Origin of the sequence: Ochrobactrum teleogrylli (assembly GCF_037482325.1) — a bacterium.
Classification (GTDB): domain Bacteria; phylum Pseudomonadota; class Alphaproteobacteria; order Rhizobiales; family Rhizobiaceae; genus Brucella; species Brucella teleogrylli.
In genome coordinates this window covers 3,135,754-3,149,421 of the sequence record NZ_JBBHKQ010000001.1, presented here as the reverse complement: position 1 = coordinate 3,149,421, position 13,668 = coordinate 3,135,754, and the positions used below count along the sequence as shown (strand labels likewise).

The following is a 13,668-nucleotide window of genomic DNA, read 5'->3' as shown; positions in this document are numbered from 1 at the left end:
AAAGGCCCGCTTGCGCGGGCCTTTCTGCATGCTCTCTCGAAGAGATTACATATGGATCGGCTTGGCGAAGGTCGCCAGAGCGGATTCGCGCACGGCTTCCGACATGGTCGGATGCGCATGGCAGGTGCGGGCCAGATCTTCCGAAGAACCGCCGAATTCCATCAGTACGGCCAGTTCGTGGATCATTTCACCGGCATTGTAACCGAGGATATGTGCGCCCAGAACGCGATCCGTTGCCTTGTCGGCGAGGATTTTCACGAAACCATCGGTGTGCAGCATGGCGCGTGCACGACCATTGGCCGTGAACGGGAACTTGCCGACCTTGTATTCAACGCCGGCAGCTTTCAGTTCTTCTTCGGTCTTGCCCACGGAAGCCACTTCCGGCTGGGTGTAGACGACGCTTGGAATGACGTCGAAATTCACATGACCGGCCTGACCGGCGATGATTTCGGCAACGGCAATGCCTTCATCCTCGGCCTTGTGCGCCAGCATCGGGCCCTGCACCACGTCGCCGATGGCATAGATGCCTTCGACATTGGTGCGCCAATGATCGTCAATCGCAACGCGACCGCGATCATCGACAGTGACACCTGCTTCCTGAAGGCCGAGACCATCCGTGTAAGGACGGCGGCCCGTAGAGATCAGAACGGCATCGGCTTCGAGCACTTCCGCATCGCCACCCTTGACCGGCTCAAAGGTGACCTTTGCGCCCTTGCCGGACTTCTCGACGCCCGTGACTTTCGCGCTGAGCTTGAAGGCAATGCCCTGCTTTTCCAGCAGACGCTGGAACTGCTTGGAAACTTCGCCGTCCATCGCACCCAGCACCTTGTCGAGATATTCGACAACCGTGACCTTCGCACCGAGACGCGCCCAGACCGAACCCAGCTCCAGACCGATCACACCGCCGCCGACAACGACCAGATGACCCGGAACCTTGTCGAAGGACAGAGCGCCGGTCGAGGACACGATGGTCTTCTCGTCGATATCGACCTTGACGCCCGGAATACCAGCGACGTCGGAACCCGTGGCGATGATGATGTTCTTGGCTTCGATTTCCTCAACCTTGCCGTCTTCGGCGGTCACGGAAACCTTGCCCTTGGCGACGATCTTGCCGGTGCCGATGTAAGGGGTGATCTTGTTCTTCTTGAACAGGAATTCCACGCCCGACGTGTTCGACTTCACGGTCGCGTCCTTGTGGGCCAGCATCTTTTCCAGATTGAGCTTCGGCTTGCCGACTTCCACGCCCAGCGTGTCGAAGGAATGGCCAGCTTCGGCAAACACTTCCGACGCATGCAAAAGCGCCTTGGACGGAATGCAGCCGACATTGAGGCAGGTGCCGCCGAAGGTCTTGCGCTTTTCCACCACGGCAACCGAGAGACCGAGCTGCGCGGCCTTGATTGCGGCGACATAACCGCCGGGGCCCGTACCGATGACAACCACATCATAAGACATTGAATTACCCTTTTCAGTCTTTCCTGAACGTTTTTAGTTTGAGACCGGCATTCGTGAGAACAGCCGGTCAGTTTTCATCCGGGGTGCATCCCTGAAAGCGGAACACTTCCCACTGAAGCGGCTTTTCCGGTTTGGCCGCCCCAAAATCATAGCCGTCGAGCGCCGTCACCAGATCGGGGAACAGCACGGCCTGCGCAGCTGGTTCGTCCGCCTTCGGCAGAACATCAGCTTCCGCGCTTTCCTTCAGCGCATAGATGACGCTCTGCCAGATGCTGCAATCATCGAGGTCTTCCGCATTGGAGCCGTCGCCCTTGCAATTATAGGTGATGAGCGCATAAGGCCGCGCCACACCTTCTTCCGGCCAGATCACCATGCCGCTCAGCTTGAATTCCGGCTTGTCATTGGCCGTGATGGTGAATTCATTCGTCGGCGCTGGCGTCATCTTGAGATCGTTCGACTGCAAGGGCTGGAACGTCAGCGTATAGGCGCCGTCACGATCCTGATAGATGCCGCGATTCTGTGTGCAGGCCGCCTGCACCGCAGTCGAGAACACCGATGCGGCAACGACCGAAGCGGCCGTTATTCTGAGAAGCTTAACTGCAACATGCATCTGTCGGTTCTCCTTGAGTTTTTCCGGCAGCAAATCAATTGCTTCTTACATAGCCTTTTCGGTCGCAAGTTTAAGCCCCAGCGCGATGAAGACAACACCGCTGGTGCGATTTATCCATTTCGAAGCGCGCGAGAAGGCCGCGCGCATCTTCGACGTGGTCATGAAAATGCTGACGCCAATAAACCAGCTGATCAGCGCGGTTGCCATCACAACACCGTAACCGAGCTTCACTTCGGTCGGCGTATGCGCGTGCACGACCGTTGAGAAGATCGACAGGAAGAAGAACACGGCTTTCGGATTGAGCGCGTTGGCGGCAAAGCCGAGACCGAAGGCCTTGGCAAAGCTCTGCTGCTTGCGTGGCTCCTTCGCATCGTTTTCGACATCGATCTTCGTCGCGCCAGCGCGCAGCGCCTTGATACCGATATAGACGAGATAGGCCACACCGCACCATTTGACGATGTTGAACAGATAGATCGACTGAGAAATGATGAGGCCGAGACCCAGAACCGTATAGGTGACATGCATCATCAGCGCGCTACCGATGCCGAAACTGGTGATGATCGCCTCACGGCGGCCATGCATCAGTGACTGACGCATGACCATGGCAAGATCAGCCCCCGGCGAAACAATCGCAAAGAAGAAGATCGCCATCAGAGAGGCCAGTTCGAAGAGATAGGGATGCATCGCTTTTCCTTTGCTGCACTATGCGCGAAGACCCGCGCAGGCAACCATCAAAAAATCAAAGCCAGAAACATGACACCCAGTCCGACCATCGAGCCGACCCAGATCAGCGACCGGATATAGGGAATGCCCGCCAGATAGAGCGGAATATAGACAATACGGCAGGCAAACCAGAGCCAGGCCCCGTAAACGCCCCATTGCGCTGCATCGCTTTTCAGCGTCAAAGCCAGCGCCAGCGCGATAAAAGCCGGATAGGTTTCGCGGAAATTGGCGGATGCCCGTTCCGTACGACCGGCAATCGCGCCGGAAGGCTTCAGTCCTTCATCGCGGGGACCGGCATTCCAGTCTGTGCCGAGTTCTCGCGTCGCCGTCATGGCCTGAAGCAGCACATGCGCCACCAGCAAAACCACGCTCCAGCCGACAAGTGGCAGGTAGGGCGGCAGATAAGGCGAAGAGGAGAAAAGACCCGACTCCATCGTGCAAATCCCGTTTCTCGCAAACCCGACCGAAAAGCCGCCCGATCATGTTCGGGCGGCTTTTTTTGAATTCCAGCTTAGAGATCGAGAACCAGACGTTCCGGATCTTCCAGGCTTTCCTTGACGCGAACGAGGAAGGTCACGGCTTCCTTGCCGTCCACGATGCGATGATCGTAGCTGAGAGCCAGATACATCATCGGACGGATGACGATCTGACCGCCGACGACAACCGGACGATCCTGGATCTTGTGCATGCCGAGAATGCCCGACTGCGGCGAATTGAGGATCGGCGAAGACATCAGCGAGCCATAAACGCCACCATTGGTGATGGTGAAGGTGCCGCCCTGCATGTCAGCCATCGAAAGCGTGCCATCGCGCGCGGCCTTGGCCAGACGGCCCAGTTCCTTTTCCACGCCCGCGATCGAAAGCTGATCGGCGTCGCGGATGACCGGAACCACAAGACCCTTGTCGGTGCCGACAGCCATGCCGACATGCGCAAAGTTCTTGTAGATGATGTCGGTGCCGTCGATCTCGGCGTTTACAGCCGGGATTTCCTTCAGCGCATGGGTGACGGCCTTCGTGAAGAAGCCCATGAAGCCAAGCTTCACGCCGTGCTTCTTTTCGAAGACGTCTTTGTACTTGGTGCGCAGTTCCATGACTGCGGACATGTCGACTTCGTTATAGGTCGTCAGCATGGCGGCAGTGTTCTGCGCATCCTTCAGACGCTTGGCGATGGTCTGACGCAGACGGGTCATCTTCACGCGTTCTTCACGCGATGCGTCGTCAGCCGACGAAGCCGGACGTGCAGCAACTGGGGCAGCAGCCGGAGCAGCCGACACGCCCTTTGCAATAGCGTCGAGAACGTCGCCCTTGAGGACCTGACCGCGCTTGCCCGAACCATCGACCTGATCGGCGGAAAGACCGCTTTCAGCCAGAAGCTTCGAAGCGGCAGGAGCTGGCTGCATGGCCGGACCGGACGATGCGGAAGCAACCGGTGCAGCGGCAGCCGGAGCAGCGGCGGCGGCAGGCTTGGCTTCTTCCTTCTTCGGAGCCGGAGCGGCAGCAGCGCCCTCACCCGAAATCTGGCCGAGCAGAGCGTTCACTTCAACCGTGTCGCCTTCCTTGGCCACGATTTCAGCCAGCACGCCAGCAGCAGCAGCCGGAACTTCCACTGTCACCTTGTCGGTTTCCAGTTCCACCAGCGGTTCGTCGATGGCGACGGCATCGCCAACCTTCTTGAACCATTTTCCGATGGTTGCCTCAGTAACGGACTCCCCAAGCGTGGGAACGCGAATTTCGGTGGCCATGGTTTCTTCTTCCGTTGATCTTCAAACTTTGGATTTTATGTTCAATTCAGGCTGGAGCAGTTTCGAAAAACCGCTCCAGAACTATAACCCGGATCAGTTACCGAGCGCATCCTCAAGGAAAGCTTCAAGCTGCGCAAGATGCTTCGACATCAGGCCGGTTGCCGGAGAAGCGGCAGCCGGGCGGCCCGTGTAGCGGACGCGCTGATGCTTGGCATCGATATGCGCCAGCACCCATTCCAGATACGGATCGATGAACGACCACGCACCCATGTTCTTCGGCTCTTCCTGACACCAGACGATTTCCGCATGACGGAAACGCGACAGCTCGTTGATGAGCGCCTTGGCCGGGAACGGGTAAAGCTGTTCCACGCGCAGCAGGTAGACATCGTCGATGCCGCGCTTTTCACGCTCTTCGTAGAGATCGTAATAGACCTTGCCCGAGCAGAGCACGACACGGCGGATCTTGGCGTCTTTCTGAAGCTTGATGCCTTCTTCGCCCTTGTTGTACTGCGCGTCGTCCCACAGCAGACGGTGGAACGAGGAATCGCCCGACAGTTCGCTAAGGCTGGACACGGCGCGCTTGTGGCGCAGCAGCGACTTCGGCGTCATCATGATGAGCGGCTTGCGGAAGTCGCGCTTCATCTGGCGGCGCAGAATATGGTAGTAGTTAGCCGGCGTCGTAACGTTGGCAACCTGCATATTGTCTTCAGCGCAAAGCTGGAGATAGCGTTCCAGACGGGCCGACGAATGTTCCGGACCCTGACCTTCATAGCCATGTGGCAGAAGGCAGACGAGACCGGACATACGCAGCCACTTGCGCTCGCCCGACGAGATGAACTGGTCGAACACGACCTGCGCACCATTGGCGAAATCGCCGAACTGGGCTTCCCAGAGAACCAGCGCACGCGGATCGGACAGCGAATAACCGTATTCGTAGCCGAGTACCGCTTCTTCCGAAAGCATCGAGTTGATGGCTTCGTAGATCGCCTGCCCCTTCTGGATATTGTTCAGCGGGATATAGCGGTTCTGGTTTTCCTGATCGTAGAGAACCGTGTGACGCTGCGAGAAGGTGCCGCGTTCCACGTCCTGACCGGACAGGCGGATCGGATGGCCTTCCGCAACCAGCGTGCCGAATGCCAGCGATTCAGCGGTTGCCCAATCGATGCCTTCGCCGGTTTCCATCATCTTGGCGCGGTTATCGAGGAAGCGCTGGATGGTGCGGTGGACATGGAAGTCCTGCGGCACTTCAACCAGCTTCTTGCCGATTTCCTTGAGCGTCTTGATCGGAACGCCGGTCTTGCCGCGGCGCTGCTCATCGGCATTGTCCGCCGTGCGCAGACCAGCCCAGGCGCCGTCCAGCCAGTCGGCCTTGTTCGGCTTGTAGCTCTGTCCGGCTTCGAACTCGATTTCGAGCTTTTCGCGCCAGTCGGCGCGCATCTTGTCGACGTCGGCCTGGGTGAGCAGACCTTCGGCAATCAGCTTGTCGCTATAGAGCTGAACCGTCGTCTTGTGCGCGCGGATTTCCTTGTACATCAACGGCTGGGTGAAGGACGGTTCGTCGCCTTCATTGTGGCCGAAGCGACGGTAGCAGAACATGTCCACGACCACCGGCTTGTGGAAGGTCATGCGGAATTCCATCGCAACCTTGGCCGCGAACACCACAGCTTCCGGATCGTCACCATTGACGTGGAAGACCGGCGCTTCGACCATCTTCGCCACATCCGACGGATAAGGCGAAGAACGCGAGAAGGCCGGATTGGTGGTGAAACCGATCTGGTTGTTGATGATGAAATGCAGCGTGCCGCCGACGCGGTGACCCTTGAGGCCCGACAGGCCAAGGCACTCGGCAACCACACCCTGACCGGCGAAAGCGGCATCGCCGTGCAGCAGCAGCGGCAGAACCTTGGCGCGTTCGGTCAACGGCACCATGTCGTCGCGGGTGCGACCGACAAGCAGATCCTGCTTGGCGCGGGCCTTGCCCATGACAACCGGGTTGACGATTTCAAGATGCGACGGGTTGGCGGTCAGCGACAGGTGAACCTTGTTGCCGTCAAACTCGCGGTCCGACGAAGCGCCAAGATGGTACTTCACGTCGCCCGAACCTTCCACATCGTCCGGCGCGTAGGAGCCGCCCTTGAACTCGTGGAAGATGGCGCGGTGCGGCTTGCCCATGACCTGGGACAGCACGTTCAGGCGGCCACGGTGCGCCATGCCGAGCACGACTTCCTTAAGGCCCATCTGGCCGCCGCGCTTGACGATCTGTTCCAGCGCCGGGATCAGCGATTCACCGCCATCGAGGCCGAAACGCTTGGTGCCCTTGTACTTGACGTCGATGAACTGCTCGAAACCCTCTGCTTCGATGAGCTTCGACAGGATAGCCTTCTTGCCTTCCGGCGTGAAAGCGACCTTTTTATCCGGGCCTTCGATGCGTTCCTGAATCCATGCCTTTTCAGCCGGATCGGAAATATGCATGAACTCGACGCCGATCGTGCCGCAATAGGTGCGCTTCAGAATGTCGAGCATTTCCGGCACGGTCGCGTATTCGAGGCCGAGCACATTGTCGATGAAAATCTTGCGATTGTAGTCTGCAGGCGTGAAGCCGTAAGCTTCCGGCTCCAGCTCGTTATAGTCGTTCGGCTTTTCAGCGAGACCGAGCGGATCGAGATTGGCATGCAGATGGCCGCGCATGCGATAGGCGCGGATCATCATGATGGCGCGAACGCTGTCGCGTGCAGCCTGTGCAATCTCTTCAGCGGAAAGCGCTGCGGCGGCCTTGCTGTCGCCTTTGGCAGCCTTGCCCTTCAGCTTGTCGGTGACGTGCTTTTCGACTTCGGCCCAATTACCGTCGAGAGCGGAGACGAGTTCGCCATTGGCGGCAATCGGCCAGTTTTTTCTGGTCCAGCTTGCGCCTTGCGCATTCTTCTTCACATCTTCGGCACTATCGCCCAGCTTCGCGAAGAAATCGCGCCACTGCGGATCAACCGAATTCGGATCATCCTCATACTTGGCGTACAGCTCCTCGATATAGTCGGCGTTGCCGCCATAGAGGAACGAGGTAAGGGCGAAAACGTCGTTGGCCTGTTCTTGCCTTGCCATAACCTAATCCGGAGCTTTGCTCCGTCTCCTTGTCAGTAGCTCATCTGCGCGGGCCGGAAGATACCGAAACCTTCATCCCTCACGCCGCCGGGGAGGAACCACAACAGACCCCGGCAAAACTCGTTTCTACGCGACCCGAGCGATCTGTTCCGACGCAATTGTCAAAACCACCCGGTCTATTTGTTCGACACCGAAGAATGACCGCGAATGCCTGCCATTCCCTTAAAGCCCGGTATCCGGCTTCAGTATGTTTTTGTTATGCCAAACCCGGCAGCGGCTTTCGCCGCCGCCGGGATATTCAAACTCAGTCGGTCTCAGCCCTTGAGGACTTCAACCAGCGTCTTGCCGAGCTGCGCAGGCGACGGGGAGACGCGGATGCCAGCCGATTCCATGGCTGCAATCTTGTCTTCCGCTCCGCCCTTGCCGCCGGAGATCACGGCGCCGGCATGGCCCATGGTGCGTCCTGCAGGCGCGGTGCGGCCAGCGATGAAGCCGACCATCGGCTTCTTGCGACCGCGCTTGGCTTCGTCCTTGAGGAACTGAGCCGCGTCTTCTTCAGCCGAACCGCCGATTTCGCCGATCATGACGATCGACTTGGTTTCGTCGTCGGCCAGGAACATTTCCAAGACGTCGATGAACTCGGTGCCCTTGACCGGATCGCCGCCGATACCAACAGCGGTGGTCTGGCCGAGGCCCTCGTTCGAGGTCTGGAACACAGCTTCATAGGTAAGCGTGCCGGAGCGCGATACAACACCCACCGAACCCTTCTTGAAGATATTGCCCGGCATGATGCCGATCTTGCATTCTTCAGGGGTCAGGATGCCCGGGCAGTTCGGTCCAAGCAGGCGCGACTTCGAGCGTTCCAGACGCTCCTTGACGCGAACCATGTCCATGACCGGAATGCCTTCGGTGATGCAGACGATGAACGGAATCTCAGCTTCGATGGCTTCGATGATCGCGTCGGCAGCACCTGCTGGCGGAACATAGATCACGGAAGCGTCGGCGCCCGTGCGTTCCTTGGCTTCGGCGACGGTTGCGAAGATCGGGAGCTTTTCGCCCTTCGAGCCTTCCCAGGTTTCGCCACCCTTCTTCGGATGGATACCGCCGACCATCTGCGTGCCGTAATAGGCAAGCGCCTGTTCGGTGTGGAAAGTACCGGTCTTGCCGGTCAGGCCCTGTACGAGAACCTTGGTGTCCTTGTTGACGAGAATGGACATGCCTTAATTCCCCTTCACAGCAGCGACGATTTTCTGCGCCGCATCGTCGAGATCGTCAGCCGAAATAACGTTCAGGCCGCTCTCGTTGATGATCTTCTTGCCGAGTTCCACATTGGTGCCTTCAAGACGGACAACCAGCGGAACCTTCAGGCCGACTTCCTTGACCGCAGCGATCACGCCTTCGGCGATCACGTCGCACTTCATGATGCCACCGAAGATGTTGACCAGAATGCCCTGGACAGCCGGATCAGCGGTGATGATCTTGAACGCAGCCGTCACCTTCTCCTTGGAAGCGCCGCCACCAACGTCGAGGAAGTTGGCAGGTTCTGCACCGTAGAGCTTGATGATGTCCATCGTTGCCATGGCAAGGCCTGCACCGTTGACCATGCAGCCGATATTGCCATCGAGAGCGACGTAAGCGAGATCGTATTTGGAAGCTTCGATTTCTTTTTCGTCTTCTTCCGACAAATCGCGCAGTTCCTGAATGTCAGGATGACGGAACAGCGCATTGCCGTCGAACGATACCTTGGCGTCGAGAACGCGCACGCGGCCATCGGTCATGACGATCAGCGGGTTGATTTCGAGAAGGCTCATGTCCTTTTCGGTGAAGGCCTTGTAGAGGATCGGAAACAGCTTGAGGCCGTCTTCGCGAGCCTGACCTTCAAGCTTCAACGCGTCGGCGAGCTTGTTGGCGTCTTCATCCGTTACGCCCTTGGCCGGATCGATGGCGACAGTCACGATCTTTTCAGGGGTTTCTTCGGCAACGGCTTCGATGTCCATGCCGCCTTCGGTCGAAACGACGAAAGCCGGACGGCCGACGGTGCGGTCGATCAGGATCGAGAGATAAAGCTCGCGATCAATGTCGGCGCCGTCTTCGATGTAAAGGCGGTTGACCTGCTTGCCAGCAGGGCCGGTCTGCTTGGTGACGAGCGTGTTGCCCAGCATTTCCTTCGCATTGGCAACCACTTCCTCAACCGACTTGGCGAGGCGCACGCCGCCCTTGGCGTCCGGGCCGAGTTCCTTGAACTTGCCCTTGCCGCGACCGCCAGCGTGGATCTGGCTCTTGACGACGTAAAGCGGGCCAGGAAGCGTCTTTGCCCATTCTTCCGCCTGTTCGACGGAATAGACAGCCACACCATTGGCGATCGGCGCGCCGTAGGTGTGAAGCAGGCGCTTGGCCTGATATTCGTGAATATTCATCTGGTTGTCCTCTACGGATTCCCGGTTCGTCTGGCGAACCGGTACGGCCCAAATCTTCGACCAATATTGACAGCCGGAAAAGGCCGGAGCCCCGTCAAAAACAGGGCATCCGGCCTTGTCTGGATATTACTTGAGCGACGGAGCGATAGCGATGCAAGCCTCGCAAAGACCGGCAACCGAAGCCACCGACTTTTCGAACTCGGCCTTTTCCTGACCGTCGAGATCGATTTCGATGATGCGTTCAACGCCATTGGCGCCGATCACGGTCGGCACGCCGACATACATGTCCTTCACGCCATACTGACCGCTCAGCTGGGCAGCGACAGGCAGAACGCGCTTCTTGTCCTTGAGATAGGATTCAGCCATCTGAATGGCCGAAGAAGCCGGAGCGTAGAAAGCCGAACCGGTCTTGAGCAGGCCGACGATTTCCGCACCGCCATCACGGGTGCGCTGGATGATCTTGTCGAGCTTTTCCTGGCTGGTCCAGCCCATCTTGACCAGATCCGGCAACGGGATGCCTGCAACGGTCGAGTAGCGCGCCAGCGGAACCATGCTGTCGCCGTGGCCGCCGAGTACGAATGCGGTGACATCTTCAACCGAAACGTTGAACTCTTCCGAGAGGAAATAACGGAAGCGGGCGCTGTCGAGAACGCCAGCCATGCCGACGACCTTGTGAGCCGGAAGGCCCGAGAACTTCTGCAGAGCCCAGACCATCGCGTCGAGCGGGTTGGTGATGCAGATGACGAAGGCTTCAGGCGCATATTTCTTGATGCCTGCGCCGACCTGTTCCATCACCTTCAGGTTGATGCCCAGAAGATCGTCGCGGCTCATGCCAGGCTTGCGCGGCACACCGGCGGTAACGATGACAACGTCCGCGCCTTCGATGGCTGCGTAATCGTTGGCGCCGGTAAACTTCGCATCAAAACCGTCAACCGGAGAAGATTCGGCGATATCCAGTCCCTTGCCCTGCGGAGTACCTTCCGCAATGTCGAAAAGGACGACGTCGCCCAGTTCCTTCAGACCGGCGAGATGAGCGAGCGTGCCGCCAATCATACCGGAGCCGATGAGGGCAATCTTGTTGCGTGCCATGATTGTTTCTTTCCTCAAGTTTGATCCAGAAACGCATGAAGCCATCCGGTGTCCTCCCGGAAACGCTTAAGCGCTGCGAGGGTTCGATATGACTCTTTGCAAAAAAACACAACTCATTATTTTGCGACCAATGTTTTCAATCGGTTAGAATTATATGTTCTTACGTAAACGTAAGATAATTGGGCGAAATAATGGCAATTGCCCTCCTTCTCGCCCGCCACCACCATGCCGATGGTGCGATAGGCAAGCCGCCAATCCGATCGGTCATTGCCGCAGCCCGCATCCATATGCACGGTGCAACAATGCTGGAGCAGATACATCCTTCCGGGTGCACCAAGGTTGCTCCAACTATCTGAACCTGCACGCCCTCACCTCTAAAATCGCCTGCGCGTTCCGGGGCAAATGCGCTGAATTTGCGCGGGCACGATAGCCGATTGAGGATATAAGTCCAGTCTGTGGCAATCAGATGATAGGATCAGGAGATTGCTCGCCAGAGAGAGCCCGCAGAATCGGCGAGCCGTACTCTCCACCAAACCGATGCGCGAAACGCACAGGTCTCACCCGGCATTCTCCGGTATCTGCGACAGATATTCGGCGCTCTGCATTTCAAAAAGACGCGACGCGGTGCGGTCGAATTCGAACGCTTCGGTGCCGCTTTTTGCGACGTAGAGCTTCTCCGGCTGCGCTTCCGCCGTGATGAACACGCGGGCGTGGTGATCGTAAAGAACGTCCACCAGCAGGATGAAACGCTTGGCTTCATTGCGTCGCGACAGGTCGAGCATCGGCACATTGTCGATGAACAAGGTCGAATAGCGACCGACAATGGCCAGATAGTCCGTAGCGCCGAGCGGACGGCTGCACAGTTCCTCGAAACTGAAACGCGCAGCACCCGGAACGGCACGCGGCACCTCGACGTCACGCCCCTTAATGCGGATCGCGTCCGGCCTTTCTTCCATGCCGTCCTTCTGCGCGGCCCAGGCGGCATCCATCCGCTTTGCCGTCTCGCCGCCGAGCGGAGCGAGATAAACCGGCTGCAAATCGAGCTTTTCCAGCCGGTAGTCGGTGCGCGAATCGAGATTGATCACATCGACATGCTTCTTGAGAATATCGACGAAGGGCAGGAACAGCTGACGGTTGAGGCCGTCGCGATAGAGATTGTCCGGCGCGACATTCGACGTGGCGATCAGCACGACCCCGCGCGCGAAAAGCGCGCTGAAGAGGCGCGACAGGATCATCGCATCGGCAATGTCTGTGACGGTGAATTCGTCGAAGCACAGCACCCAGGCCTGTGCGCTCAGCGCATCGGCGACCGGCGGGATCGGATCGTCCTGCTTGGTTTCTCCGCGCTTCAAAGCCTGACGATGCGCATTGATACGGTCATGCACATCGGCCATGAAATCGTTGAAATGCGCACGGCGTTTGCGTTCGACGGGCAGAAGCTGGAAGAACATATCCATCAGCATGGTCTTGCCGCGCCCGACCTCGCCATGGACATAAAGCCCCTTGACGATCTCCTGCGCCTGCTTGCGCTTGCCGAACAGCCAGCCCAGCGCGCTGGATTTGCGGGAAAGCCGCTTGGTGCAGATTTCCTCGATTAGCCGGTCGTAGCGGTCGGTGAGTTGCAACTGGGCGGGATCGGCCTCCACATCGCCGGATGCTACCATCGCATCATAATGCTCGCGGACGGAGGGAAACGCTTTCAGATTACCATCAAAGGACATGACAGGTTCCGTGAACCTCTAATTAAACATCGGCGGAGCAGTCCGGAGACGCCCCGCCGTGATCGATTGTTTCGGCTTTATATCAGCGAGAAAGCGACAGAGCCTGACCGCCGGTGGTCTGGCCGTCGAAACGGCCTGGACCGGACGAATAGAGCGAAGCGACCGTGCCGCCCGATCCATCGTAAAGCACAAGCTGCTTGCCGTTGACGGCCCAGGAAGCGAGGTTTGCCAGTTCGCCCGGGCAGCGCAGCGGGCCTGCGCGGAAACCCTGACCATATTTGGTCTGAGGCGTAGCAACCTTACAGCTCTGGCCGCCAAGCGAAGCGTTCCAGACGCCTGCGACCGTGCCCGGCGTCAGATCAGGCGCGGATGCGGGCGGCAGGCTTGCAACCTGCGTGTTGCCCGGCTGCATGCTGGGATTGGTCGTGGGCGCGGTCGGGAATTGCGAAGCATCCGGTGAATTGAGATTGCCCTTCTGAACGGCTCCCTGCGGCGCGGCCTGCAAGGGCGCTGGCGGAGGGGGCGGCGAAACCGGGCCGAGATCATTGTTCATCCGGGAGCTCTGGCAGCCGGCCAGTACGATGCCAGCCGCCGCCAGGCTCAGCAAACTTGCTTTCGAAATTCCCATCAGGTTCTCCATTTCGGTCGAGGTCTCGGGGAAAGAGGGCGCGAACCACGCTCTTGCGAAACCAAACATCACGACAATATTGCCGCGATAAAATGGCTATATGGTTAAAAAATCAACACTGCCGCCCGGCAATTTGAGCAGGAGGGACCATTCCGGGTTTGAAATTGCTCATATATTTGGTGACTGGGACA

12 protein-coding genes are annotated in these 13,668 nt (G+C 58.4%); 1 reads left to right on the top strand and 11 read right to left on the bottom strand.

Annotated features, from left to right (window positions below; translation table 11 throughout):
* Window positions 1–45 precede the first annotated feature (45 nt).
* The 9 genes from lpdA to mdh all read right to left on the bottom strand — a co-directional run bounded on the left by lpdA (window position 46) and on the right by mdh (window position 11,128).
* Entirely contained in the window at window positions 46–1,452 is a 1,407-nt protein-coding gene (gene lpdA / locus WIX40_RS14705) for a dihydrolipoyl dehydrogenase (protein ID WP_140026420.1), read from the bottom strand.
* A gap of 67 nt (window positions 1,453–1,519) precedes the next feature.
* A complete protein-coding gene (locus tag WIX40_RS14700) occupies window positions 1,520–2,062 on the bottom strand; it encodes a hypothetical protein (RefSeq protein ID WP_109369965.1) in 543 nt (180 codons plus the stop codon).
* Window positions 2,063–2,107: 45 nt separating this feature from the next.
* Window positions 2,108–2,746 (bottom strand): LysE family translocator, encoded by a 639-nt coding sequence (locus WIX40_RS14695; protein WP_339440421.1) that lies wholly within the window; start codon window positions 2,744–2,746, stop codon window positions 2,108–2,110.
* 47 nt (window positions 2,747–2,793) lie between these two features.
* Entirely contained in the window at window positions 2,794–3,219 is a 426-nt protein-coding gene (locus tag WIX40_RS14690; RefSeq protein WP_339440419.1) for an MAPEG family protein, read from the bottom strand.
* A 77-nt stretch (window positions 3,220–3,296) separates the two neighbouring features.
* Window positions 3,297–4,526 (bottom strand): 2-oxoglutarate dehydrogenase complex dihydrolipoyllysine-residue succinyltransferase, encoded by a 1,230-nt coding sequence (gene odhB, locus WIX40_RS14685; RefSeq protein ID WP_109369968.1) that lies wholly within the window; start codon window positions 4,524–4,526, stop codon window positions 3,297–3,299.
* A 93-nt stretch (window positions 4,527–4,619) separates the two neighbouring features.
* Complete coding sequence (locus tag WIX40_RS14680) at window positions 4,620–7,622, bottom strand: 2-oxoglutarate dehydrogenase E1 component (RefSeq protein WP_109369969.1); 3,003 nt, start codon at window positions 7,620–7,622, stop codon at window positions 4,620–4,622.
* 314 nt (window positions 7,623–7,936) lie between these two features.
* Complete coding sequence (gene sucD / locus WIX40_RS14675; RefSeq protein ID WP_104755057.1) at window positions 7,937–8,839, bottom strand: succinate--CoA ligase subunit alpha; 903 nt, start codon at window positions 8,837–8,839, stop codon at window positions 7,937–7,939.
* A 3-nt stretch (window positions 8,840–8,842) separates the two neighbouring features.
* The gene (sucC, locus tag WIX40_RS14670; protein ID WP_109369970.1) at window positions 8,843–10,039 is read right to left on the bottom strand and encodes an ADP-forming succinate--CoA ligase subunit beta; all 1,197 of its coding nucleotides are present in this window, start codon (window positions 10,037–10,039) and stop codon (window positions 8,843–8,845) included.
* Window positions 10,040–10,165: 126 nt separating this feature from the next.
* Window positions 10,166–11,128 carry a malate dehydrogenase gene (gene mdh, locus WIX40_RS14665; protein WP_109369971.1) on the bottom strand — a complete coding sequence of 321 codons (963 nt, stop codon included), beginning with the start codon at window positions 11,126–11,128 and terminating at the stop codon, window positions 10,166–10,168.
* Between the two features lie 191 nt (window positions 11,129–11,319).
* Between mdh and WIX40_RS14660 the strand changes: the two genes are divergently transcribed.
* Window positions 11,320–11,484 carry a hypothetical protein gene (locus WIX40_RS14660; protein ID WP_167836047.1) on the top strand — a complete coding sequence of 55 codons (165 nt, stop codon included), beginning with the start codon at window positions 11,320–11,322 and terminating at the stop codon, window positions 11,482–11,484.
* A 201-nt stretch (window positions 11,485–11,685) separates the two neighbouring features.
* Here WIX40_RS14660 and zapE read toward each other — a convergent pair whose 3' ends face one another.
* Together zapE and WIX40_RS14650 are read right to left on the bottom strand one after the other, a co-directional pair.
* Window positions 11,686–12,849 (bottom strand): cell division protein ZapE, encoded by a 1,164-nt coding sequence (gene zapE, locus WIX40_RS14655; protein WP_109369973.1) that lies wholly within the window; start codon window positions 12,847–12,849, stop codon window positions 11,686–11,688.
* An 82-nt stretch (window positions 12,850–12,931) separates the two neighbouring features.
* A complete protein-coding gene (locus WIX40_RS14650; protein ID WP_121536802.1) occupies window positions 12,932–13,477 on the bottom strand; it encodes a protease inhibitor Inh/omp19 family protein in 546 nt (181 codons plus the stop codon).
* Window positions 13,478–13,668: the final 191 nt, after the last annotated feature.